General features: G+C 59.5%; 24 protein-coding genes. 16 read left to right on the forward strand and 8 right to left on the reverse strand.

Features of this window, described 5'->3' with window-relative positions; translation table 11 throughout:
• Positions 1-30 precede the first annotated feature (30 nt).
• The 4 genes from ACIOMO_RS23060 (at position 31) to ACIOMO_RS23075 (ending at position 4,141) form a co-directional block, all read left to right on the forward strand.
• Positions 31-1,128 carry a polyamine ABC transporter substrate-binding protein gene (locus ACIOMO_RS23060; RefSeq protein ID WP_053124832.1) on the forward strand — a complete coding sequence of 366 codons (1,098 nt, stop codon included), beginning with the start codon at positions 31-33 and terminating at the stop codon, positions 1,126-1,128.
• A gap of 66 nt (positions 1,129-1,194) precedes the next feature.
• Positions 1,195-2,337: an ABC transporter ATP-binding protein gene (locus ACIOMO_RS23065; protein ID WP_008085321.1), complete on the forward strand. Its 1,143-nt coding sequence runs from the start codon at positions 1,195-1,197 to the stop codon at positions 2,335-2,337.
• 35 nt (positions 2,338-2,372) lie between these two features.
• The gene (locus tag ACIOMO_RS23070) at positions 2,373-3,254 is read left to right on the forward strand and encodes an ABC transporter permease subunit (RefSeq protein WP_172680169.1); all 882 of its coding nucleotides are present in this window, start codon (positions 2,373-2,375) and stop codon (positions 3,252-3,254) included.
• Complete coding sequence (locus ACIOMO_RS23075; RefSeq protein WP_053124828.1) at positions 3,251-4,141, forward strand: ABC transporter permease subunit; 891 nt, start codon at positions 3,251-3,253, stop codon at positions 4,139-4,141. The genes ACIOMO_RS23070 and ACIOMO_RS23075 overlap by 4 nt, the downstream gene beginning before the upstream one ends.
• Before the next feature lie 89 nt (positions 4,142-4,230).
• Here the strand turns inward: ACIOMO_RS23075 and ACIOMO_RS23080 are convergent, their stop codons facing one another.
• Entirely contained in the window at positions 4,231-4,872 is a 642-nt protein-coding gene (locus ACIOMO_RS23080; RefSeq protein ID WP_401243753.1) for an HD domain-containing protein, read from the reverse strand.
• A 306-nt stretch (positions 4,873-5,178) separates the two neighbouring features.
• Between ACIOMO_RS23080 and ACIOMO_RS23085 the strand changes: the two genes are divergently transcribed.
• Positions 5,179-6,144, forward strand: a complete 966-nt coding sequence (locus ACIOMO_RS23085) for a GlxA family transcriptional regulator (RefSeq protein ID WP_401243755.1) — start codon at positions 5,179-5,181, stop codon at positions 6,142-6,144.
• 133 nt (positions 6,145-6,277) lie between these two features.
• Here the strand turns inward: ACIOMO_RS23085 and ACIOMO_RS23090 are convergent, their stop codons facing one another.
• Both ACIOMO_RS23090 and ACIOMO_RS23095 read right to left on the reverse strand, forming a co-directional pair.
• On the reverse strand, positions 6,278-8,689 hold the full coding sequence (locus ACIOMO_RS23090) for a penicillin acylase family protein (RefSeq protein ID WP_401243757.1): 2,412 nt from the start codon (positions 8,687-8,689) through the stop codon (positions 6,278-6,280).
• A gap of 102 nt (positions 8,690-8,791) precedes the next feature.
• Complete coding sequence (locus ACIOMO_RS23095; RefSeq protein WP_212545116.1) at positions 8,792-9,370, reverse strand: DUF6436 domain-containing protein; 579 nt, start codon at positions 9,368-9,370, stop codon at positions 8,792-8,794.
• A gap of 99 nt (positions 9,371-9,469) precedes the next feature.
• Between ACIOMO_RS23095 and ACIOMO_RS23100 the strand changes: the two genes are divergently transcribed.
• The gene (locus ACIOMO_RS23100; protein ID WP_212550174.1) at positions 9,470-10,417 is read left to right on the forward strand and encodes an alpha/beta hydrolase; all 948 of its coding nucleotides are present in this window, start codon (positions 9,470-9,472) and stop codon (positions 10,415-10,417) included.
• Positions 10,418-10,492: 75 nt separating this feature from the next.
• On the opposite strand, the gene ACIOMO_RS23105 is transcribed toward ACIOMO_RS23100, so the two are convergent.
• Entirely contained in the window at positions 10,493-11,227 is a 735-nt protein-coding gene (locus ACIOMO_RS23105) for a DUF2059 domain-containing protein (RefSeq protein WP_400651543.1), read from the reverse strand.
• 108 nt (positions 11,228-11,335) lie between these two features.
• Between ACIOMO_RS23105 and ACIOMO_RS23110 the strand changes: the two genes are divergently transcribed.
• Positions 11,336-11,968: a 2OG-Fe(II) oxygenase gene (locus ACIOMO_RS23110; protein ID WP_159811918.1), complete on the forward strand. Its 633-nt coding sequence runs from the start codon at positions 11,336-11,338 to the stop codon at positions 11,966-11,968.
• Complete coding sequence (locus ACIOMO_RS23115; RefSeq protein WP_401243760.1) at positions 11,968-12,459, forward strand: DUF523 domain-containing protein; 492 nt, start codon at positions 11,968-11,970, stop codon at positions 12,457-12,459. The genes ACIOMO_RS23110 and ACIOMO_RS23115 overlap by 1 nt, the downstream gene beginning before the upstream one ends.
• 87 nt (positions 12,460-12,546) lie before the next feature.
• On the opposite strand, the gene ACIOMO_RS23120 is transcribed toward ACIOMO_RS23115, so the two are convergent.
• Positions 12,547-13,122, reverse strand: coding sequence for a transporter substrate-binding domain-containing protein (locus ACIOMO_RS23120; RefSeq protein ID WP_401243762.1), 576 nt, complete (start codon positions 13,120-13,122; stop codon positions 12,547-12,549).
• 135 nt (positions 13,123-13,257) lie between these two features.
• Between ACIOMO_RS23120 and ACIOMO_RS23125 the strand changes: the two genes are divergently transcribed.
• A complete protein-coding gene (locus ACIOMO_RS23125; protein ID WP_053124809.1) occupies positions 13,258-13,683 on the forward strand; it encodes a DUF4399 domain-containing protein in 426 nt (141 codons plus the stop codon).
• Between the two features lie 119 nt (positions 13,684-13,802).
• On the opposite strand, the gene serA is transcribed toward ACIOMO_RS23125, so the two are convergent.
• Positions 13,803-15,032 (reverse strand): phosphoglycerate dehydrogenase, encoded by a 1,230-nt coding sequence (gene serA, locus ACIOMO_RS23130; protein WP_053124806.1) that lies wholly within the window; start codon positions 15,030-15,032, stop codon positions 13,803-13,805.
• Positions 15,033-15,236: 204 nt separating this feature from the next.
• Here serA and ACIOMO_RS23135 point away from each other — a divergent pair, with 204 nt between their 5' ends.
• From ACIOMO_RS23135 to ACIOMO_RS23150, 4 genes are all read left to right on the forward strand, one after another.
• A complete protein-coding gene (locus tag ACIOMO_RS23135) occupies positions 15,237-16,631 on the forward strand; it encodes an FAD-binding oxidoreductase (RefSeq protein WP_053124803.1) in 1,395 nt (464 codons plus the stop codon).
• Positions 16,632-16,672: 41 nt separating this feature from the next.
• Positions 16,673-17,338 carry a fumarylacetoacetate hydrolase family protein gene (locus tag ACIOMO_RS23140; RefSeq protein ID WP_053124802.1) on the forward strand — a complete coding sequence of 222 codons (666 nt, stop codon included), beginning with the start codon at positions 16,673-16,675 and terminating at the stop codon, positions 17,336-17,338.
• A 289-nt stretch (positions 17,339-17,627) separates the two neighbouring features.
• On the forward strand, positions 17,628-18,551 hold the full coding sequence (locus ACIOMO_RS23145; protein WP_212550171.1) for an SdiA-regulated domain-containing protein: 924 nt from the start codon (positions 17,628-17,630) through the stop codon (positions 18,549-18,551).
• 218 nt (positions 18,552-18,769) lie between these two features.
• The gene (locus ACIOMO_RS23150) at positions 18,770-19,687 is read left to right on the forward strand and encodes an SdiA-regulated domain-containing protein (protein WP_401243766.1); all 918 of its coding nucleotides are present in this window, start codon (positions 18,770-18,772) and stop codon (positions 19,685-19,687) included.
• A gap of 148 nt (positions 19,688-19,835) precedes the next feature.
• Here ACIOMO_RS23150 and rpiA read toward each other — a convergent pair whose 3' ends face one another.
• Positions 19,836-20,510 carry a ribose-5-phosphate isomerase RpiA gene (rpiA, locus tag ACIOMO_RS23155; RefSeq protein WP_007913886.1) on the reverse strand — a complete coding sequence of 225 codons (675 nt, stop codon included), beginning with the start codon at positions 20,508-20,510 and terminating at the stop codon, positions 19,836-19,838.
• Between the two features lie 260 nt (positions 20,511-20,770).
• Here rpiA and ilvA point away from each other — a divergent pair, with 260 nt between their 5' ends.
• Positions 20,771-22,285, forward strand: a complete 1,515-nt coding sequence (ilvA, locus tag ACIOMO_RS23160) for a threonine ammonia-lyase, biosynthetic (protein WP_212545109.1) — start codon at positions 20,771-20,773, stop codon at positions 22,283-22,285.
• A 39-nt stretch (positions 22,286-22,324) separates the two neighbouring features.
• Positions 22,325-22,750: a DUF2269 domain-containing protein gene (locus tag ACIOMO_RS23165; RefSeq protein ID WP_401243768.1), complete on the forward strand. Its 426-nt coding sequence runs from the start codon at positions 22,325-22,327 to the stop codon at positions 22,748-22,750.
• 112 nt (positions 22,751-22,862) lie between these two features.
• On the opposite strand, the gene ACIOMO_RS23170 is transcribed toward ACIOMO_RS23165, so the two are convergent.
• A complete protein-coding gene (locus ACIOMO_RS23170) occupies positions 22,863-23,519 on the reverse strand; it encodes an HAD family hydrolase (RefSeq protein WP_401243770.1) in 657 nt (218 codons plus the stop codon).
• Between the two features lie 143 nt (positions 23,520-23,662).
• On the opposite strand from ACIOMO_RS23170, the gene ACIOMO_RS23175 reads away from it, so the two are divergent.
• Positions 23,663-24,026: RNA pyrophosphohydrolase (locus ACIOMO_RS23175; protein ID WP_401243772.1), on the forward strand; the 364-nt coding region annotated here is incomplete at its 3' end.

Genomic DNA, 24,026 nt, shown 5'->3' on the forward strand with positions numbered 1-24,026 from the left:
TTGGGCCCAACTAATTTAGAGGACCTCCACTTGCCTATTTTTTCTTCTTTGCGCAATGCCCTGCTGGCCACTGCCGGCCTGACGATTGCTGTCGGTGCCCAGGCCGCCGGTACGGTGCATATTTATAACTGGTCGGACTACATCGGCGAGACGACCCTGGCTGACTTCCAGAAAGCCACCGGGATCAAACCGGTTTACGACGTGTTCGATTCCAACGAAACCCTGGAAGGCAAACTGCTGGCCGGGCGTACCGGTTACGACGTGGTCGTGCCGTCGAACCACTTCCTCGGCAAGCAGATCAAGGCAGGCGCGTTCCAGAAGCTCGACCGCTCACAACTGCCGAACTATTCGAATCTCGACCCGGCGCTGCTCAAGCGTCTGGAGCAGAACGATCCGGGCAACTTGTACGCCGTGCCGTACCTGTGGGGCACCAACGGCATCGGTTACAACGTCGATAAAGTGAAGGCTGTGCTGGGTGTCGACAAGATCGATTCCTGGGGTGTTTTGTTCGAACCAGAGAACATCAAGAAGCTGCAAAGTTGCGGCGTAGCGTTCCTCGATTCGGCGGATGAAATGATGCCGACCGTGCTCAACTACATGGGCCTGAACGCCAACAGCACCAATCCCAAGGACTACGAAAAAGCCACGGCCAAGCTGCTCGCGGTGCGTCCTTACGTGACCTACTTCCACTCCTCGAAATACATCGGTGACCTGGCCAACGGCGACATCTGCGTGGCCATCGGTTTCTCCGGCGATATTTTCCAGGCGAAGAACCGCGCAGCCGAAGCCAAGAAAGGTGTGAACATCGCCTACTCGGTGCCGAAAGAGGGCGGCGCGCTGTGGTTCGACATGCTGGCGATTCCGAAGGATTCGTCGAACGTGAAGGAGGCTCACGCCTTCATCAACTATTTGCTGAAACCTGAGGTGATTGCCCAGGTCAGTGATTACGTCGGTTACGCCAACCCTAACCCTGGGTCGGACAAACTGATGGAACAGTCCATCCGTACCGATGAGTCGGTGTACCCACCGCAGGCCGTTATCGACAAGGCCTACGTGTCGACCGAGTTGCCACCGAACATTCAGCGTCTGATGACCCGCAGCTGGACCAAGGTCAAGTCGGGGATGTAAGGCACACACTATCCTGGGTTCGCCTTGCGGGGCGGACTGCATTGTTTTTATCTGGGAGTTTCGTAAATGGCAGTTGCCTCCGGCGCCTATAAGAAAGCCCTCGAGGGCGACCAGACACCGAAACAGGTGTTGGTCAAAATCGACCGGGTCACGAAGAAGTTCGACGAGACGATTGCCGTGGACGATGTGTCCCTGGAAATCAAAAAGGGCGAAATCTTCGCTCTGCTCGGCGGATCGGGATCGGGCAAATCCACTCTGCTGCGGATGCTGGCAGGGTTCGAACGGCCCACGGAGGGGCGCATTTTCCTCGACGGCGTCGACATTACCGACATGCCGCCGTACGAACGTCCGATCAACATGATGTTCCAGTCGTACGCCTTGTTCCCGCACATGACCGTGGCGCAGAACATTGCCTTCGGCCTCAAGCAGGACAAGATTCCGGCGGCTGAAGTCGACGCCCGCGTGGCCGAAATGCTCAAGCTCGTGCAGATGAGCCAGTACGCCAAGCGCAAGCCGCATCAACTGTCCGGCGGTCAGCGTCAGCGTGTGGCACTGGCGCGTTCGCTGGCCAAACGGCCGAAGCTGCTGCTGCTCGACGAACCGATGGGCGCACTCGACAAGAAACTGCGTTCGCAAATGCAACTGGAACTGGTCGAGATCATCGAGCGCGTCGGTGTGACGTGCGTGATGGTGACGCACGACCAGGAAGAGGCCATGACCATGGCCGAGCGCATCGCGATCATGCACCTGGGCTGGATCGCCCAGATCGGCAGCCCGATCGACATCTACGAAACCCCGACCAGCCGTCTGGTCTGCGAATTCATCGGTAACGTCAACATCTTCGAAGGCGAAGTGATCGACGACGCCGAAGGCCACGCGACCATCACCTGCAAAGACCTTGATCGGCAGATCTACGTCGGCCACGGCATCAGCACTTCGGTGCAGGACAAATCGGTGACTTACGCGATTCGTCCGGAGAAGCTGCTGGTCACCGCCGATCAACCGACCTGCGAGTACAACTGGTCGAGCGGCAAGGTGCACGACATCGCCTATCTGGGTGGGCACTCGGTGTTCTACGTCGAGTTGCCGAGCGGCAAACTGGTGCAGTCGTTCGTGGCCAACGCCGAACGCCGTGGCGCACGTCCGACCTGGGGTGATCAGGTTTACGTGTACTGGGAAGACGACAGCGGCGTGGTACTTCGCTCATGAACATGCGCAAATTCAAACGCCGCATCAACCGAATAATCCCCAGTGGCCGGCAACTGGTCATCGGGGTCCCGTTCATCTGGCTGTTCCTGTTCTTCATGTTGCCGTTCTTCATCGTTTTGAAGATCAGCTTCGCCGAAGCCGATGTGGCGATTCCGCCGTACACCGAGATCTACACCTTCGTTGAACAGAAGCTGCAACTGCTGCTGAACCTGGGCAACTACGCGATGCTGGCGGGCGACGAGTTGTACATCGCCGCCTACCTCGGCTCGTTGAAGATGGCGCTGATCAGCACCGTCCTCTGCCTGTTGATCGGCTACCCGATGGCCTATGCCATCGCCACCGCCCGTAAAGAGATGCAAACGGTGCTGGTGCTGCTGATCATGATGCCGACCTGGACGGCGATCCTGATCCGCGTTTACGCGTGGATGGGCATCCTCAGCAACAACGGCCTGCTCAATGGTTTCCTGATGAGCATGGGCTTTATCGACGAGCCGCTGCAGATCCTCAACACCAACCTCGCGGTGTACATCGGTGTTGTCTATTCGTACCTGCCGTTCATGATCCTGCCGCTGTACGCCAACCTGGTGAAGCACGATCACAGCCTGCTGGAAGCCGCTTCCGACCTCGGTTCGAGCACCTTCAACAGCTTCTGGAAAATCACCATTCCGCTGTCCAAGAACGGGATTATTGCCGGCTGCATGCTGGTGTTCATCCCGGTGGTGGGCGAGTTCGTGATCCCGGAACTGCTCGGCGGCCCGGAAACCCTGATGATCGGTAAAGTGCTCTGGCAAGAGTTCTTCAACAACCGTGACTGGCCGGTGGCGTCCGCGCTGGCGGTGGTGATGCTGGCGATCCTGATTGTGCCGATCATTCTGTTCAACCGCAGTCAGGCCAAAGAAATGGAGGGCAAAGAATGAAGCGCATCCGTTTCTCCAGCCTGATGCTGGTACTGGGTTTGTTGTTCATCTACCTGCCGATGCTGATCCTCGTGATCTACTCGTTCAACGCCTCGAAACTGGTGACGGTGTGGGGCGGCTGGTCGATCAAGTGGTACGTCGGCCTGCTCGACAACACCCAACTGATGGGCTCGGTGGTGCGCTCGCTGGAAATCGCCTGCTACACGGCGGTGGCAGCGGTGGCACTGGGTACGCTGGCGGCATTCGTGCTGACCCGTATCACCCACTTCAAGGGCCGCACGCTGTTCGGCGGCCTGGTGACCGCGCCGTTGGTCATGCCCGAAGTGATCACCGGTCTGTCGCTGTTGCTGCTGTTTGTGGCCATGGCGCAGATGATCGGCTGGCCGCAGGAACGCGGCATTGTCACCATCTGGATCGCGCATACGACGTTCTGTGCGGCGTACGTGGCGGTGGTGGTGTCGGCGCGTCTGCGTGAGCTCGATCTGTCGATCGAAGAAGCGGCGATGGACCTTGGCGCACGGCCGTGGAAGGTGTTCTTCCTGATCACCATCCCGATGATCGCGCCATCGCTGGCGGCGGGCGGCATGATGTCCTTCGCCCTGTCGCTGGATGACCTGGTGCTGGCGAGCTTCGTTTCCGGCCCGGGTTCGACGACGTTGCCGATGGAAGTGTTCTCGGCGGTGCGTCTGGGCGTGAAGCCTGAGATCAACGCCGTGGCGAGTCTGATTCTGCTGGCGGTATCGATCGTGACGTTCCTTGTCTGGTTCTTCAGCCGCCGTGCCGAAGAAGCGCGCAAGAAAGCCATCCAGCAAGCCATCGAAGAAAGCGCTGCCGATTCGTGGAAGCAACCGGACGTCCGCCGCGCGCCTGCGCCGGAAGCGGCCTAACAGCAAAAGATCGCAGCCTGCGGCAGCTCCTACAGGGAACACATTCCAATGTAGGAGCTGCCGCAGGCTGCGATCTTTTGATTTTGCCCTCAGTTCACCCAAGGGGAATTGCGGATGACTTCGACGAAGTTCATCGGTTTGAACCCCGGCACCTGATCCTTCAGCACATCGGTCTTCACGTTGCCAAACGTGGTCTGCGGACGATGGCGCAAGCCGTCGGCGAACGCGCAGATGATGCATTCATTGAAACCTTCCCCGCGTGGATGCGCATGTACCACCGCTTCGCGCTGCACGGTGCTGAACGCCGCGTAATCCATGCCCAGCACGTCCATCTCGACACCCGCCGTCACCAGCGCCACGGTCGGGCGCAAGTGTTTCGGCACGCCCGGCGTGGTGTGCAGGGCGATCGATAACCAGACTTGTTCGATGTCGTCATCGCTCAAACCGTACGGCTTGAGAAACGCCGCCGCCGCGTTGGCGCCGTCCACTTCAAAACGCTCGTCAGCGCTGCGATGACCTTCGACCAGGCCGAGGTCGTGGAACATCGCGCCGATATAGAGCAGCTCTGGATCGTAGGCCAGTTGCTGGCGTTCACCGCTCAGCGCGCCGAACAGAAATACCCGGCGCGAGTGGTGGTAAAGCAGATCGGATTCGATGTCGCGGATGTACTCGGTGGTGGCGCGGGCGAGGGCGCTGTCGGGAATTTTGATGCCGGCGATGGTCGTGCTCATGGTGCTTTCCTTTCTGAAAGCGCCGTCGTGGCGCTGATGGGGAAAGTCTGTTCCCGACGCTGCAAGCGAACAATCGGCGCATGGCTGCGATCCTTGCCAATCCACCTGCAAATCGTGCCAACTGCCCTTCACAGGTCGGAATGCCATCCATTGTGGCGAGGGGATTTATCCCCGTTCGGCGGCGCAGCAGTCGCAAATCCAGCCATGAGGACTGCCTGACACAACGTGGTGTATGGTCTTGGGGCTGCTTCGCAACCCAACGGGGATAAATCCCCTCGCCACAGGGTTACACGGGACTTCGAAAACATGAATAAAACCGTCGCCATCGTGGTGTTCGCAGGTGTGCAGTCGCTCGATGTCACCGGCCCCATGGATGTGTTCGCCGAGGCTAACCGCTTCCTCGCGCCGGAAGATCACTATCGGCTGGAAGTGATCGGCCTGGAAAAAACACCGATGGCCTGTTCCAACGGCTTGATCCTCAACGCCCATCGCCATTTCAGCGAAGCGCTGGACGCCTATGACCTGCTGCTGGTCGCCGGCGGGCCGCAACTGCCGTTCATGGATTTCGGTGCGACGTTCGACACCTGGCTGCGCGACGCCTGCGCCCGCTCCCAGCGTTTCGGCTCGATCTGCAACGGCGCTTTCATGCTCGCCCGCGCCGGGTTGCTGGAAGGGCGCACCGTGACCACGCACTGGAACGATGCCGAAGCCTTGGCGCAGTTGTGTCCATCGACGCAGGTGGACGCCGATCGTTTGTACGTCGAGGATGGCACGCTCTACACCTCGGCGGGGGTGACGGCGGGGATTGATCTGTCGCTGTATTTACTGGCGCGTGATCACGGTGCTGAAGTGGCGCTCAGTGTGGCGAAGCGGCTGGTGGTGTTCACTCAGCGCTCGGGCGGTCAGTCGCAGTTCAGCCCGTTTCTGACACCGCACGCGGAGCCGACGTCGGCGGTGGCGATGGTGCAGTTGTACGTGCTGGCCAATCTGACCGGCGATCTGACCATTGCCGATCTGGCCAACGCGGCGAACATGAGCGCGCGTAATTTCTCGCGCGTGTTTGCCCGGGAAGCGAAGGTGACGCCGGCGGAGTTTGTCGAGCGGGCGCGAGTGGATGCGGCGCGGGTGATGCTGGAGAGCACGGCGGCGCCGTTGAAGACGGTGGCGTATCAGTGCGGGTTTCGCGATGCGCAGCATATGCGCGGGGTGTTTAACCGCAGGTTGGGCGTGACGCCGCAGCAGTTTCGGCTGAATTTTGCGCTGATGGTTTGAGGTTGTGTGGTGCTCTTCAGTGCCTCATCGCGAGCAGGCTCACTCCTACAATTAACCGCGTTCTTTCAGAAGAAATGCGATCAATTGTAGGAGTGAGCCTGCTCGCGATAGGGCCAGCCCAGCAAATCGAGAACTACTGCGCAGCCCGCATCGGCAACAGCTTCAACGTATTGTGCGTATTCGCCGTCACCTCTTCCTCGCTGAAGTGCGCCTGCACATAAATCCCGTCAACATACGCCTCAGCCTGATCGTCATAGTGGCTATCAAACGGCACACCACTCTGCCCAACCGGGTTAATCGTCAGCCCATGCGCCGGATCCGCAAAATCCACCAAGCGCCGCGTCGACGGCCCATACGTCACTGGCCACGGCGCCGGGCCGATCTTCGCCGAAAGGTTGTTCGGCACTTCATGACTGCCCGGCGCCGCAAACGGCCCGACGTTGAAAATCCGATCCAGCGGCTTCTGCTGCCCCAACGGATGGCCATGCGTCAGCGTGTGCGCCGCGCCCCATTTCCACTCGGCAGTGTTGTCGCCGAGGGTCAGCTTCAAGTGCTGCATGCTCGCCTGCCACGCCGTGCGCACAACGTCGGCGCGAGTCTCTTTTACCGGCGTGTTGCGGTTATCCCACCACGGCGAATCAGCGTTCGCCGCCAGTCGTGGCAGCGCCGAATCGATCACCCGCGTCGACAACAACGTGTCGAAAAATTCATTGCCCAATTCATCACGCATCGCCGCATCGGCGAGGTCGTAGAGGAACTGGCTAAACACCGTCGCACTCACCGAGTCCAGCGGATAGTCACCCGGCCACTGCGCCAGTTGCTCGACCAGTTTCAGCTGCGCTGGATCGCTCACCACTTCACGCAGCACCGGCAGCAAAGGCGCCAACACGCGCGGGCCGTAACCGGTCGCGGTGCCGAGTTGCAGCTTCTGGTTGGCCTCGTTAGTCCACTTGATGTTCTTGTCGCTGAGCTGACGATTGAGTTGCTGACCACGGTCGGCGAGGTTGTAGTAACCGGGAATCTCCATGCCGGTCGGCGACAGCGGCTGGAAGTTGGCCGAGACGATGTAGCCGCGTGCCGGGTTCTCTTCCTGCGGGTTGGCGCTGAACGGGTAGTAACCGTCCTTGTCCGCCTGATTGCTGCTGCCGTCGAGAATGAATTCCGGCCTTACCCCGGCCGGGCGCTTGGGCAGCAATGCCGACGCCCACCAGGCGATGTCACCCTTGGCGTTGGCGTAAACCAGGTTCAGCCCCGGCGCCTGCACTTTTGCGGCAGCCGCGCGGGCCTTGGCCAACGTGTCGGCGCGGTTGAGCTGATAGAAACCTTCGAGGATCGGGTTCGGCGTTTCGAGGAACGCCCACCACATCGCGATCGGCGTCTTGCCCGCTGCAGTGCCGAGCGCGTCGTTGACGATCGGGCCGTGGGGCGATTGGCGCAGGGTGAGGGTCACCGGCGATTGGCCCTTGACGTTGATCTGCTGTTCGCTGACGACCATGTCCGTCCACTGGCCGCGATACCAGACCTGATTGGCATTGTCCGGATTGACCTTCTCGGCGATCAGATCCAGATCGTCGTTCTGGAACATGGTCAGGCTCCAGCCGAAATCGAGGTTGTGCCCCAGAAACGCAAACGGCACCAGCGCCTGATGATGGCCGTACAGCTCAAAACCCGGCGCCGACAATTGCGCCTCGTACCACACCGACGGCACCGAGAAACGAATGTGCGGGTCTCCGGCCAGCAGCGGTTTGCTGCTCTGGCTGCGGCTGCCGGCAATCACCCAGGCGTTGCTGCCTTCGAACTGCGGCAAGCCGTTGTCGATCAGCGCTTGTTCGCTGAGGCGGGCGAGGGCGTTGAGGTCTTTCCAGTCGCCAGCCGCGAGAGCCGGCGTCGATTTGCTGTGGCCTTTGGCGAGCACGCCTTTGGGCTGCCAGTCGAGATCGAAGACGTTGAGGTAATCGGCGCCGAGTTGATCGCGCACATAGGTCAGCAGCGGCTCGGTACGAAACGCGGCGGCAAAGCTGTAAGCCATGTAACCGGCGACGCTGATGCTGTCTTCAGCGGTGAACGGCCGTTTCGGGATGCCCAGCACGTCGAACTCGATCGGCGCGGCGTGGGTGTCCTGATACTGGTTGATGCCATCCAGATAGGCTTGCAGGGCCTTCCACGACGGCGACTGTTTATCGAGGCTGGCGACATAACTGGCAGCGCGCTCACGGATGCGCAGGCTGCGGAACAGTTTGTCGGTGTCGAGCAGTTTTGGCCCGAGCACCTCGGCCAGTTCGCCACGGGCGAGGCGGCGCATGGCTTCCATCTGGAACAGACGATCCTGCGCATGCACGTAACCGAGGGCGCGGTAGAGGTCGGTTTCATTTTCGGCGCGGATGTGCGGCACGCCGCGCTCGTCGTAGCGCACGGTCACCGAACCCTGCAGGTTGCGCAGTTCGACCTGACCCTGTCGCGTCGGTTGTTTGCTGTAGACATACCAGCCGGCGCCGGCGAGCAGAACAACGATGAGCAGGGCCAGTACGGTGAACACGCGCTTCATGGTGACTCCTTGTGCTTGCGGGATTGCCGCCCGTCGGGCTGCAAACAATTAGCACAGTCCATCTGTGCCGTGCAGTGCTGTCCTCGAAAAGTCCGGAATGCCTTACTGCGCTTCCACCGGCCACGGGCAATAACAGCCGACCGCCAAAGTGTGCGTGGCATTCACCGGGCGATCGTCGGTCAGCGCGTTGAGGATCGGTTCGATAAAACTGTTGCTGGAGTTGCAGGTCAGGCCTTCGCTGTACGGGCCGAAATACGCCAGTTTGCCGCTGCGATCCCAGATCGCCACGGCCGGGCTGGCGGGCACTTGCTCGGAGCCGGGCAAGATCGTGAGGGTTTTCAAGCTGCTGAGCGTGGCGGGCAACTGGCCGTGGCTGCCGGCTCTTTGCACGGCAAAGAACTCGACGCCCTTGGCGCTGAATTGCTCGACCATCTCGGTCAGGTGCTGTTGATTGCCGACGTTGCACGGGCAGGCCGGATCCCAGAAATGCACCAGCCGAATCGGCCCGGGCCCGGCGAGATCAGCGGGCAGGCGCAGCGGATCACCGGAAAACACCGCGGTGTGTTCGCTGAACGCGCGCAGGTAACGACCCTGAAACCAGTCGTACGCCGCCCACAGCACCCCGGCACAAATAAGCGCGAGCAGGCTGGCAAACAGTGCGGTGCGGTAGGGCGAACGCATGGTTTTCGATCCCAAAGAGGTGGGCTAGCTTGCCATGCTTGCCCCGACAGATGAATATCGCAGGCCGATAAAGTCTGTTTACCGTTTTGGAATCTCTGCATGCCTGCCACTTTCGACCCCGATCAAATACGCGCCAGCCTCAAGCCGTTGGCTGAGTGGCAGCCGTTGTCGGAGGAGGCCAAGGCGTATCAGCGCTTCTATCAGACTGACTTTCCCGAGCGCGATTTGTGGTGCGGCATGGGCCGTTTCGAAGTCGATGGCTACGAACTGGTCAGCCATTGCTGGTGGCCGGAGAAGGTCAAGGCGACGCTGTTTCTGCTGCACGGTTTTTACGATCACGTCGGGCTCTATCGGCATGTGATCGAGTGGGCGCTGGATCAGGATTTTGCCGTGATCGCCTGCGACTTGCCGGGCCATGGTCTGTCGAGCGGGCCGCGCGCGAGCATCCGCGACTTCTCCGAATATCAGGACACCCTGCAAGCGTTGTTCGCCGAAGCGCGTTCGATTGCCCTGCCTGAGCCGTGGCATTTGTGCGGGCAAAGCACCGGCGGCGCGATTGTGGTCGATCATTTGCTCAACCATGGCGAGAGCAGTCCGGCGCAGGGCCAGGTGATTTTGTTGTCGCCGCTGGTGCGACCACGGGCGTGGGGTTGGTCGCAGCTGAGTTATTACGTGCTGAGGCCTTTTGTTCGAGGCATCGCGCGGCGCTTCAGCGAGAACTCGAATGACCCGGATTTTCTGCCGTTTCTGCTGAAAGATCCGTTGCAGCCAAAGCGCTTGCCGACGGCGTGGGTCGGAGCGTTGTCACGCTGGATCGTGCGCGTTGAACACGCGAAAAAAAGTCCGCGACGGCCGCTGATCATTCAGGGGCAGGCGGACATGACGGTGGACTGGCAGCACAATTTGCAGGTGTTGAAGTGGAAGTTTGATCGGCCGCAGATACTGCTGCTGGCGGAGGCGCGGCATCATCTGGCGAATGAGACGGTGGAGATGCGAGAGGAGTATTTCGAGTTTCTGAGCAAGCGGATCAGGGGGCGGAATCTTTAGAGCAAAATCAAAAGATCGCAGCCTTCGGCAGCTCCTACATGGATCGGTGTAGGAGCTGCCGAAGGCTGCGATCTTTCAGGGTTGGCCAACCGCCAACCCCGCCCGAATCGCCGCCAGCGCCGCCTGATAATAAGCCTTGCCCTCAGCCGATTCGGCAAACGTCGCAAACTCTTCCAGCTCTTCATCCGACAGATCGCGATAAACGTAAAGCAGCGTGTTGTTCATGTCCGCGCCAATCTGATCCATCAGGCGCTGGCGCTGACCGTTCAACATGCTCTGCGCTTGACCACCGCCAAGTAATCCCGGAATCATCGAACTCAAACTGTCTGCCGCGACGCCGGCAATCGCCAGGCTCACTTCGGCGCCCGCTTCACGCGCGGGCAAGGCTTGAGCGAGGTGGCCGATGATCAGCAGACGGCTGTCGCTGACCTGCATCTTCGGCAGACCCTTGGCGTTTTTCGCCAGTTGATCGCGGCGGGTCGCGAGCAATTCAGCGGCGACGATTTTTTTGCCCAGTGGCGATTGAAAGAAGGTCAGCGCCGGTTTCGGGTCGGCGAGGTTCTGCCGCAGTTGCGCTTCGGCGCGTTGATCCACGGCCTGCGGGGCAAAGCGCTGATTGCTGTTGTTCAGCAGCGCTTGAAACACGGCGGGCGGCAGGCTGTTTTGATAGCGCTGCTGGGCGGCCGTCAGGGCGTCGTTGAAATGCGCGCGTTGTTCTGGCCAGCCGGCGACCTTGTACAGCTGATCGTGGCCGTCCGCCCAGGCGGGCAAAACACAGAACATCAACAGTGAAAAAAGCAAACGGCGCATAGGGACTCCTGTCAGCAGCGGACTATTCTCCGTGCGGTGCCGGTACTTGTCGAGAATTCGTATCAAGCCGCTGCGTGGCTCTGTCGGATTTTTCGCCGGCGGCATACTATGCGCGCCATGCAAATATCCTCTGAACACCCGCTGCTGTTACGCATTGTCGACGACCTGGCCGATCACGGCTGGTCGCAGCAGAACATTTTCCTGCCCGCCGGTTTGACCCGCGAGTTGGCGGCCGAGTGCCGTAAACGCGAGGCCGAAGGTGAACTGGCGCCGGCAGCGGTTGGCCGTGGGCCGTTTTCAGAGATTCGCGAGGGGATTCGTGGCGATCATATCCAGTGGATCGACCCCGGTCAGGCTGAGTCCAGCGACCGTTACCTGAATCTGATGGAGAGCCTGCGCGAGGCGCTCAATCGTGGCTTGTTCCTTGGGCTTGAAGACTTCGAATGCCATTTCGCCCTGTATCCGCCCGGTGCGTTTTATCGCCGGCACGTCGACCGTTTTCGCGATGATGACAAGCGCATGGTCTCGGTGGTGGTTTACCTCAATGATGCCTGGCTGCCGGAGGACGGAGGTCAGTTGCGCATGTACCTGAACGACGAGCGCGTGCACGACGTGCAGCCCACTGGCGGTTGTCTGGTGGTATTTCTCTCCGGTGAAGTGCCGCACGAAGTGCTGCCGGCGAACCGTGAGCGTTTGTCGCTGACCGGTTGGTTCCGCCGTCGTGGCAACGAGCCGTTCTGATGGACAAGATTCTGGTCAGCCGCTGCCTGCTGGGTCATCGCGTGCGTTACGACGGTGGCGCGAGCGGGCCGTTTGATTTGCTCGAGCAGTGGATTGCCGAAGGGCGCGTGGTGCCGTTGTGTCCGGAAGTGGCGGGCGGTTTGCCGACGCCACGGGCGGCGGCGGAGATTCCCGGAGGGCAGGGCGCTGAGGTGCTGGATGGAACTGCTGCGGTGATCACCACTGCGGGCGAGGATGTGAGTGCGCAGTTTCTGGATGGTGCGCGGCAGGCGCTGGCTCTCGTGCAGAAGCATGGCATTCGCGTGGCAGTGCTGAAAGCCAACAGTCCATCCTGTGGCAACCTGCTGACCTATGACGGGACTTTCAGTGGCGTGAAAGTCACTGGCGAAGGCGTGACGGCTGCACTGCTCAAGCGCCATGGCGTGCAGGTTTTCAGCGAACTCGAACTCCCACAAGCCGCAGAAGCCCTGACCCAACTCGATCACCTGTAGGAGCTGCGGCACGCTGCGATCTTTTGATCTTTTTGATCTTTCGAATCAACATCAAAAGATCGCAGCGTGCCGCAGCTCCTACAGGTTTCACTTGGGTTCAGTGAGCCACTTCTCGGTCAGCGCCGCCAAGCGCCCATCCGCCCTGATCCGCTGCATCGCGCTCTCAAGGCTGGCGTGAAACGCCGGGTTACCCTTTTGAAACGGAATCGCCAATTCCACCGGCGCGCTCGCCTTCGGTTTGGCATCCGTCAACGCCTGCACCAGCACCATCGGTTGTGGCTGCGCCGGCTCATCCTTCTTCGCCAGCATCTGCGCCTCGACCTTGCCATAAGACTCGACGTCGAAACGATCCTTGAGTTCGGCGGTCAGTGCTATGTGGTTGAGCGCAACGTCGTATTTGCCGCTTTCAACGCCCTGGTACAGGTCGGCTTCGTCGGTGACGATGAAGTCGGCGCGCACATCCAGCTCGTTGGCGAGCATTTGCCCCAGCTCGACCTCGAACCCCGTGAGTTTGTCGCCATCGTCCTTGTAATTGAAGGGCGGTGTATTAGCCTCAAGGGCTATGCGCAGCTCACCGCGATCATTGACGTCATCTATAAGTTCGGCGTGAGCCAACGGGCTCAGAAGGGGTAGCAGGCAGATCAGGCCAGGCAGAAAACGCATGGTCACTCCTTTGAAATCATTATCGCGATGCTCTGATTCAGGCTCGCTTTGCTATGGTTGTCGAGTGCCTTCGACAACGAATGGTCATGAAGTTGTCATGACCGTGCGGATTTTACGGAAAAACTGGAGAAGAAAATGAAAAGCTTTATGTCACGTGCAGCATTGGCCGGTGTGCTGATGGGTGTTTCGGTGCTGGCCAGTGCTGCCACCCCTGCGCCAAAAGGTGCCGAAGTGTTCATCGTTTCTCCCGAGGACGGGGCCACGGTTTCCCAGCAGTTCAAGGTCAAGTTCGGTACCAAGGACGTCGCGCTGGCACCGGCCGGTGACGTCACCGCCAACACCGGTCACCACCACCTGCTGATCGACGCCAAGGAAATCGTTCCGGCCGGCGCTGTGGTGCCGACTGACGCCAACCACATGCACTTCGGCAAGGCCCAGACCTTTGCTGAAATCAAACTGGCCCCGGGCAAGCACACCTTGCAACTGGAGCTGGGTGACAAGAACCACATGGCGTTCGACCCGCCAATCGTCTCGAAGAAAATCACCATCAACGTCGAATAAAAAAGGGAGCCCTTTCGGGGCTCCCTTTTTTTATCAGCGGCGAGTTGCGAGCTACGAGCTTCAAGCAAAAGCTAAGCGAACATCACTTGTCGCTTGTCGCTCGCGGCTTGTAGCTGTTCTTAGAAAAGAACGCGGCTACGGATAGTGCCGTTGATGTGCTGCAGCTTCTCTTGCGCCAGATCCGAGTACTCGGCGTCGACGTCGATCACCACGTAGCCAACCTTCTCGTTGGTCTGCAGGAACTGACCGGAGATGTTGATGCCGTTTTCGGCGAAGACCTTGTTGATCTCGCTCATCACACCCGGAATGTTCTCGTGGATGTGCAGCAGGCGGTGCTTGCCAGGGTGAGCCGGCAGGGCCACTTCCGGGAAGTTGACCGACGAAACCGACGTACCGTTGTCGCTGTACTTGACCAGTTTCTCTGCCACTTCCAGACCGATGTTGGCTTGCGCTTCGGCGGTCGAACCACCGATGTGCGGGGTCAGGATCACGTTGTCGAGGCCACGCAGCGGGCTTTCGAACTCTTCGTCGTTGGAGCGTGGCTCCACCGGGAACACGTCGATGGCCGCGCCGATCAGGTGCTTGTCCTTGATCGCGTCCGCCAGGGCGTCCAGCTCGACCACGGTACCGCGAGCAGCGTTGATCAGGATGCCGCCCTTCTTGATGGCGCGGATTTCCTTCTCGCCGATCATCCACTGGGTCGCAGCGGTTTCCGGAACGTGCAGGGTAACGATGTCGGACATGCCCAGCAGCTCGGTCAGGTTACCGACCTGAGTGGCGTTGCCCAGCGGCAGCTTGGTCACGGTGTCGTAGAAATACACCTGCATGCCCAGGCCTTCAGCCAGAACCGACAACTGAGTACCGATCGAGCCGTAGCCGACGATGCCCAGTTTCTTGCCACGGATCTCGAAGGAGTTGGCTGCGGATTTGATCCAGCCGCCACGGTGGCAGGAAGCGTTTTTCTCCGGGATGCCGCGCAGCAGCAGGATCGCTTCAGCCAGCACCAGCTCGGCAACGGAGCGGGTGTTGGAGTACGGCGCGTTGAACACGGCAATACCGCGCTCGCGGGCAGCACTCAGGTCAACCTGGTTGGTGCCGATGCAGAAACAGCCGACCGCTACCAGCTTCTTCGCGTGATCGAAGATCTCTTCGGTCAGTTGCGTGCGCGAACGAATGCCGATGAAGTGAGCGTCAGCAATCTTTTCCTTGAGCTGGGCTTCCGGCAGAGAACCGGTGAGGTACTCAATGCTGGTGTAGCCCGCCGCCTTGAGGACGTCGACAGCCGATTGGTGGACGCCTTCGAGAAGAAGGAACTTGATCTTGCTCTTATCGAGAGAAGTCTTGCTCATCTGCGTAAACCTGTATCCCGGAGAAAAATGGCAGGAAATGGTCAACAGACGCTGACCCGGACGACAAGAATGTCGTCTCCGCGGATCTGGCCTTAGGCACTGTCCTGCGGGGTCGATATGCTAGCATAGCCTCCCCGCTAAACACTCATTCCTGCGACGTGAAGCGTTCTCAGGATGACCATGAATTGTTCGAGAGTTCTGTCGATGACCAATCCTGCCCTGATTGATGAACTGAAGACCCTGGTTGAGCCTGGCAAAGTCCTCACCGACGCCGACTCCCTGAATGCGTACGGCAAGGATTGGACCAAGCACTTCGCCCCGGCGCCGAGCGCTATCGTGTTTCCCAAGACCATTGAGCAGGTGCAGGCGGTTGTCCGTTGGGCCAATCAACACAAGGTCGCGCTGGTGCCATCGGGCGGGCGCACCGGGCTTTCCGCCGCTGCCGTGGCGGCGAATGGCGAAGTGGTCGTCTCGTTCGATTACATGAATCAGATTCTCGACGTGAACCTCACTGACCGCACCGCCGTTTGTCAGCCGGGCGTGGTCACCGAGCATTTACAGAACGTCGCCGAAGAAAAAGGCCTGTACTACCCGGTCGACTTCGCCTCGGCAGGCTCCAGCCAGATTGGCGGCAACATCGGCACCAACGCCGGCGGGATCAAAGTGATTCGCTATGGCATGACCCGCAACTGGGTGGCTGGCATGAAAGTCGTCACCGGCAAGGGCGACGTGCTCGAACTGAACAAAGACCTGATCAAGAACGCCACCGGTTACGACCTGCGCCAGCTGTTCATCGGCGCTGAAGGCACGCTGGGTTTCGTCGTCGAAGCGACCATGCGCCTCGATCGTGCGCCGAAAAACCTCACCGCGATGGTGCTCGGCACAGCCGATTTCGACTCGATCATGCCGGTGCTGCACGCCTTCCAGGGCAAACTCGACCTGACCGCGTTCGAATTCTTCTCCGACAAAGCCCTGGCGAAAGTCATGGGTCGTGGCGACGTACCGGCGCCGTTTGAAACCGATTGCCCGTTCTACGCGTTGCTGGAATTCGAAGCGACCACCGAAGAAGTGGCCAACAGCGCATTGGAAACCTTTGAACATTGCGTCGAGCAGGGCTGGGTGCTGGACGGCGTCATGAGCCAGAGCGAAACCCAACTGCAAAACCTGTGGAAGCTGCGCGAGTACATCTCCGAAACCATCTCGCACTGGACGCCGTACAAAAACGACATCTCGGTCACCGTGTCGAAAGTGCCGGCATTTTTAAAGGAAATCGACGCGATCGTCGGCGAACACTATCCGGATTTCGAAATCGTCTGGTTCGGCCACATCGGCGACGGCAACCTGCATTTGAACATCCTCAAGCCGGATAACTTGAGCAAGGACGAGTTCTTCGCCAAGTGCGCGACCGTCAACAAGTGGGTGTTCGAAACCGTCGAGAAGTACAACGGTTCGATCTCCGCCGAACACGGCGTCGGCATGACCAAACGTGATTATTTGACCTACAGCCGCTCGCCGGTTGAGATCGAGTACATGAAAGCGGTAAAAGCGGTGTTCGACCCGAACGGCATCATGAACCCGGGCAAGATCTTCGCGGTTTGATCTGTAATCTTTGATGAATCAATGAAGGCAGGAGTCGGTAAATGAGCTATCAGCACCAGTACGTCGACGGCACGCGCATCCACTTCCCGATCGGGAAAGTCGTGTGCATTGGCCGTAATTACGCCGAACACGCCAAAGAACTGGACAACCCGGTGCCTACCGAGCCGTTGCTGTTCATCAAACCGGGCAGTTGCGTGGTTGAGCTGGAAGGCGGTTTCGCCATTCCGACCGAGCGCGGTTCGGTGCACTACGAAGCGGAAATCGCCGTGTTGATCGGCAAGCCGTTGTCGACCAAGCCGAGCCGTGAAGAAGTGCTCGATGCGATCTCCGGTTTCGCCCCGGCGCTGGATCTGACCCTGCGCGACAAGCAGGCCGAGCTGAAAGCCAAGGGCCTGCCGTGGGAAATCGCCAAGTCGTTCGACGGCGCGGCAGTGATTGCTCCGTTCGTGGTCGGCAGCACGTTTGCTGACCTGACCGACATCGGCATTCGCCTGACCATCAACGGTGAAGTCCGCCAGGACGGCAACAGCAGTGCGATGCTCAACCCGATCGTGCCGATGATCCAGCACATGGCCGGCTGCTTCTCGCTGCAGGCCGGTGACGTGATCCTGACTGGTACGCCAGTGGGCGTCGGCCCGCTGAATGTGGGCGACGACATCGTCCTGGAACTGGTGGGCGCGAGCAGCTTTAACAGCAGCGTTCGCTAACCCACCATTTTCTGATGGTGTGAGCTTTTGTGGCGAGGGGATTTATCCCCGTTGGACTGCGCAGCAGTCCCAGCTTTTGGGGCCGCTTCGCAGCCCATCGGGGATGAATCCCCTCACCACAGTACCCATTCCACATTTAGATGTGTGATCAGTTCTGCAAATCCACACGGCAATCCCGCCATTTGCCGTTTTTTTCACATCCTGTCTGGATAATTCCGGAAAATCTGGCGTCTGAGCCGGCCTCTTTGTGCTATTACCCATAGCCTGAATTTTCGGAACGCGTCCCTCGATGTCATCTCAAACTCAGCTCAAATCCGCCCGCCGTTCACGTTTTGCCCTGCGTTGGTATACCTGGCTGGCGCTGGCCCTTGCCGCCGCCTATGGCCTGGCGTTCGCCATGCATTGGGATGACCGTGGCGTGCTGTGGGTGCTGGAGCGTTTCGAGAGCCCGACCGAGCAAAAGGAAAGCGTCTGGTTGCCCGACTACCACGCGGTGATCGACGCGAAGTTGCTGCCGGGCATGGAGAAAGACGAAGCCTCCGACCTGTCCTATAACCCGCAGACCAAAACCCTGTTTTCGGTAATGGGCAAAAATCCATTCCTCGCCGAGCTGAGCCTGCAAGGTGACGTCCTGCGCAAAATGCCGCTCAAGGGCTGGAGCAATCCAGAAGGCCTGACCGTGATGGAAAACGGCCTGATGGCCATCGTCGATGAGCGCGAGCACATACTCTCCATCGTCAAAGTCGACGCCGACACCCGCGAACTGAACATCGCCGATTTCCCCAAATACGACCTCGGCCCGTCGAAAGACCAGAACAAAGCCTTCGAAGCGATTGCCTGGGATCCGCGCAATCAGCAACTGCTGCTGGGCGAAGAGCGGCCACCGGCGCTGTTCACCTGGAAAAGCGACGGCACCCAGACGCTGACGGGCGACAAGCAAAAACTCGCCAGCGATGAGCTGGACATCCGCAACCTCTCGGCGCTGGCGGTGGATCCGCGCACCGGCCACACATTGGTGCTGTCCGCTGATTCGCACTTGTTGCTGGAGCTGGATGAGAAGGGCGATCAAGTCAGCTTCATGACCTTGCTCGGCGGTTTCAACGGCATCAAGAAAACCATCCCGCGCGCCGAAGGCGTGACCATGGACGAGGCGGGCACGCTGTACATGGTCAGTGAGCCGAACCTGTTCTACCGCTTCGAAAAACAGAAATAACGGCCTCATCGAATCCTGTAGGAGCTGCCGAAGGTTCGGGCCGCGTTCGGACGATCTTTTGACTGTCGGACGCAGAGCGTCCCCGGCGGCATTCCCACGCAGAGCGTGGGAACGATCAAATACAGGGTTGTCTTGTGGTTTGAGGCAAGTGGCCATTAAGCTTCAGTTCAGACGGGCGTGATATTTCATCCGCCTGTTTTGATTCCGAGCCCGCCCGAATGCGTCGACTTGCCCGTCCCAAACCTCTGGTCATCATCGTCTCGGTGATTGCCCTGATCGCGTTGATTGCGATCGGCCAATACCTGCGCCTGTTCGAGCGTGCCTGGTTCAACCTGCACACCTTATGGCAACCGCAAAGCACCGAATCCATTGGTCTGGATCAATACCGTGTGGAAATCGAAGCGCGGGTCATCGAAGGTCTGGACGACGATGTGTCAGCGCTGACCTTCGATCCGGTGCGAAAAAGCCTGTTTACCGTGACCAACAAAAATGCCGAACTGGTTGAGCTGTCGCTGGAAGGCAAGATCCTGCGGCGCATCTCGCTGATCGGCTTTGGCGATGCGGAGGCTGTCGAATTCATCAGCGCCGACACCTACGTGATCACCGACGAGCGTGAGCAGCGGCTGATCAAGATTCATCTGGAAGAAGGCACCACGTTCCTCGATGCGGCGGATGCCGAGCAGATGACCCTCGGCGTGCACATGAGTGGCAACAAGGGGTTTGAAGGTCTGGCTTACGACTCGGTGGGCAAGCGCCTGTTCGTGGCGAAAGAGCGCGACCCGATGCTGATCTACGAAGTGCATGGTTTTCCGCACTTCAACCCGGAAAAATCCTACGCGGTGCACGTGATCAACAACCCCAAGCGCGATGCCGGGATGTTTGTGCGTGATCTGTCGAGTTTGCAGTACGACGAACGCAGCGGCCACTTGCTGGCACTGTCGGATGAGTCGCGGTTGATTCTGGAGCTGGACGTCGATGGGCGGCCGTTAAGCACGATGTCCATCAGTGGCGGGCGTCAGGGTTTGAAGAAAACCGTGCCGCAGGCGGAAGGCATTGCGATGGACGACGATGGCACGCTGTACATGGTGAGCGAGCCGAACCTGTTTTACGTCTTCAAAAAACCTGCACAGCCCTAGCCAACACCACAAAACCCAATGTAGGAGTGAGCCTGCTCGCGATAGCGGAGTGTCAGTCAACATCGATATCAACTGACACACCGCTATCGCGAGCAGGCTCACTCCTACAAGGGAACTTCATTTGCCCATAAATAGTGGGCAGTTTGGCTTACTCAGCCTTCAGGGTTTTCACGCCCTCAGATGTACCCAGCAACAACAAATCAGCCGGACGTGCCGCGAACAAGCCGTTAGTCACCACGCCAACAATCGCATTGATCTGCGCTTCCAGCTCCACCGGGTTGGTGATCTGCAGGTTGAACACATCCAGAATGATGTTGCCGTTATCGGTCAGCACGCCTTCGCGGTACACCGGGTCGCCGCCCAGTTTCACCAGTTGGCGGGCAACGTGGCTGCGGGCCATCGGGATCACTTCGACTGGCAGCGGAAATTCGCCCAGCACCGGCACCAGTTTGCTGGCGTCGGCGATGCAGATGAAGGTCTTGGCCACGGCCGCGACGATCTTCTCGCGGGTCAGGGCGGCGCCACCGCCCTTGATCAGGTTCAGGTGCGCGTCGCTTTCATCGGCGCCGTCGACGTAGAACTCCAGATCGCTGACGGTGTTCAGCTCATACACCGGAATCCCGTGGCCCTTGAGGCGCGCGGCGGTGGCTTCGGAGCTGGCAACCGCGCCATCGAATGCTCCCTTGTGCTGGGCCAGGGCGTCGATGAAGCAGTTGGCGGTGGAACCGGTGCCGACCCCAACGATGCTCTTGTCGTCGAGTTTCGGAAGGATGAAGTCGACGGCGGCCTGAGCCACTGCCTGTTTGAGTTGATCCTGGGTCATGCGGGCTCCGAGGTGCCGAAGAAGGGAGAACGAAAGGCCGGCATTATAGGCCCCATGTCTGGGAAGGTCATTGTCCTATTGGCAGATCAAAAGATCGCAGCCTGCGGCAGCTCCTACAGGAATCGCATGCATTCTGTAGGAGCTGCCGAAGGCTGCGATCTTTTAAGGCGCGGCTAAAACCTCTGGATTCGTGTGGTCGCCCGGGCAAAAGCCGGGTTAGACTCCTTGGCCCTGCCCAACCCGCTCAGTGATGCTTTCCGATGCTCGAACAGTACGTCAAAAAGATCCTCACCTCGCGCGTTTATGACGTTGCCGTAGAAACCCCGCTGCAGAACGCTCGCCAGCTCTCCGAGCGGCTGGGCAATGACATTTGGCTCAAGCGCGAAGACTTGCAGCCGGTGTTCTCGTTCAAGATTCGCGGCGCCTACAACAAGTTGACTCAGTTGACCGAAGAAGAGCGCGCCCGTGGCGTGGTCACCGCGTCGGCGGGCAACCATGCGCAAGGTCTGGCCCTGGCGGCGAAAGTGCTGGGCGTAAAAGCCACTATCGTCATGCCCAAGACCACCCCCGAGATCAAGGTCGAAGGCGTGCGTTCGCGTGGCGGAAAAGTGGTACTGCACGGTGATTCGTTCCCGGAAGCCCTGGCCTACTCGCTGAAACTGGTCGATGAAAAAGGCTATGTCTACATTCACCCGTACGACGATCCGCACACCATCGCCGGGCAGGGCACCGTGGCGATGGAAATTCTGCGCCAGCACCCGCAGCCGCTGGACGCGATTTTTGTCCCGGTTGGTGGCGGCGGTCTGATCGCCGGTATCGCCGCGTACGTGAAATACCTGCGCCCGGACATCAAAGTCATCGGCGTCGAGCCGGACGACTCCAACTGCCTGCAGGCCGCGATGGCTGCCGGTGAGCGCGTCGTTCTGCCAACAGTGGGCATCTTTGCCGACGGCGTGGCGGTGGCGCAGATCGGCCAGCACACCTTCGACATCTGCAAAGACTACGTCGATGAAGTGATCACCGTCAGCACTGACGAGATCTGTGCGGCAATCAAGGATATCTACGACGATACCCGCTCGATCACCGAACCTGCCGGCGCCTTGGGCGTAGCCGGGATCAAGAAGTACGTCGAACAACGCGGTGTCAGCGGCCAGACCTTTGTCGCCATCGACTCCGGCGCCAACGTCAACTTCGACCGCTTGCGCCACGTCGCCGAGCGCGCCGAACTGGGTGAAGGCCGCGAAGCAATCATCGCCGTGACCATCCCCGAGAAGGCCGGCAGCTTCAAAAACTTCTGCGAAGCCATCGGCAAGCGCCAGATCACCGAATTCAACTACCGCTACAACACCGGCAGCGAAGCGCACATTTTCGTTGGCGTGCAGACCCACCCGGAAAACGATCCGCGCAGCGCACTGCTGGCGAGCCTGACCGAGCAGGGTTTCCCGGTCACCGACCTGACCGACAACGAACTGGCCAAGCTGCACATCCGCCACATGGTTGGCGGGCACGCGGCGCACGTGATTGATGAAGTGGTGTTCCGCTTCGAATTCCCGGAGCGCCCGGGGGCACTGTTCAACTTCCTTAATAAGCTCGGCGGTCGCTGGAACATCTCGATGTTCCACTACCGCAACCACGGCGCTGCTGATGGCCGTGTGGTCGCAGGCCTGCAAGTGCCGCACGACGAGCGTCATCTGGTGCCGGCAGCGCTTGAGGAAATCGGCTACCCGTACTGGGATGAAAGCGAGAACCCCGCCTATCAGCTGTTTCTCGGCTGAGCGGCTACGCTGATGGGCAAGCAATAAGGAATTTTGACAATGGAAACGTTAACGGCCCTGAAAATGGCGCATGTGGTCGCCACCGTGGTTTTGCTGGCGAGTGCGCTGGGTCTGGCGATCTGGGTTTTTCTCGCAAAGCGCAAAGGTGATGCGACGGCGGGCAGCCGTACGTTGCAGCGGCCACGGGTGTTTGTCTGGCTGCTGATGGGCCTGGCGCTGCTGAGCATGCCGTTTACTGGCTGGTGGATGGTTCATCTGGTGGGCTGGCCGCTGGGGCAGACGTGGATTCTGGCGTCGAGCGTGCTGTACACCGTGGCGGCGTTGGCGTGGTTTTGGTTGCTTGTGCGTTTGAATCGGTTGCGCAAGGCGCCGGGCGGGGTGGGGCGGTTCAGCTTTGCTTTGGCGTTGTTCAGTTTTGTCTGCTTTGTAGCGATTGCCGGTTTGATGGGCGCTAAACCGGTGTGAGCGAAAAGATCGCAGCCTGCGGCAGCTCCTACACGGGATTTTTGTCGATCACAAAAAATGTGATCTGACTCCGAACCTGTAGGAGCTGCCGAAGGCTGCGATCTGTTGATCTTCAGTCGCGCAACGAAATCACCGGCCAACCACGCTTCTCGGCCTCGGCGCGCAGATTCGGATCCGGATCGACAGCCACCGGATTCGCCACCTGCTCCAGCAACGGCAAATCATTCATCGAATCGCTATAGAAATAGCTGTCGTCCAACGAATACCCGGTCTCTTCCAGCCAACGATTCAGGCGCGTCACCTTGCCTTCACGGAAGCACGGAATATCCGTGCTGCGCCCGCTGTAACGGCCATCAACCATTTCACATTCGGTGGCGATCAGGGTTTCAACGCCCAGACGCACAGCAATCGGCGCGGTGACGAAACGGTTGGTCGCAGTAATGATCACCAGCTTATCGCCAGCATCACGGTGCTTTTTCAGCAGTTCCAGCGCCTGCGGCAGCACGATCGGTTCGATGCAGTCGCGCATGTAATCGCTGTGCCATTGCTCGAGCACGGCCATTTCGGTGCGGCCGAGGATCTCCAGGCAGAAGTTCAGGTACGCGGCGTTATCCAGTTTGCCGGCCAGGTAATCCTGATAGAACTCGTCGTTGCGCGCTTTGTACGCAATCGGGTCGAGGAAGCCGCGTTCACACAGATAGTCGCCCCAGGCGTGATCGCTGTCGCCGCCCAGAAGGGTGTTGTCCAAATCGAATAGAGCCAGGCGCATTGCAGTTACCCGCTGATAAGTCTGTAAAAAGGCGACAAGAATACGGTCTTTTCACAAGAGTGCACATAAGGTAGGAAGCTTCGTTGCCGCCTCATCAACCTTTGTGGAACAATGCGGCGACATGCGTTTGCGAGGTTGTGCCCGTGATCGACCCCGATGGTTTCCGCCCCAATGTCGGGATCATTCTGACGAATGACGCCGGCCAGGTGCTATGGGCTCGCCGTATCAATCAAGATGCCTGGCAGTTTCCGCAAGGGGGAATCAACCCTGAAGAGACGCCGGAAGACGCCTTGTACCGCGAGCTGAACGAAGAAGTTGGCCTGGAACGTGAAGATGTTGAAATACTGGCCTGTACTCGGGGCTGGTTGCGCTATCGTTTGCCGCAACGTCTGGTGCGTACCCACAGCCAACCGCTGTGCATCGGCCAGAAACAGAAATGGTTTCTCCTGCGCCTGATCTCCAACGAGCACCGGGTGCGGATGGAATTGACCGGTAAACCGGAGTTCG

This window comes from Pseudomonas sp. NPDC087804, assembly GCF_044742965.1.
GTDB classification, from domain to species: domain Bacteria; phylum Pseudomonadota; class Gammaproteobacteria; order Pseudomonadales; family Pseudomonadaceae; genus Aquipseudomonas; species Aquipseudomonas rustica.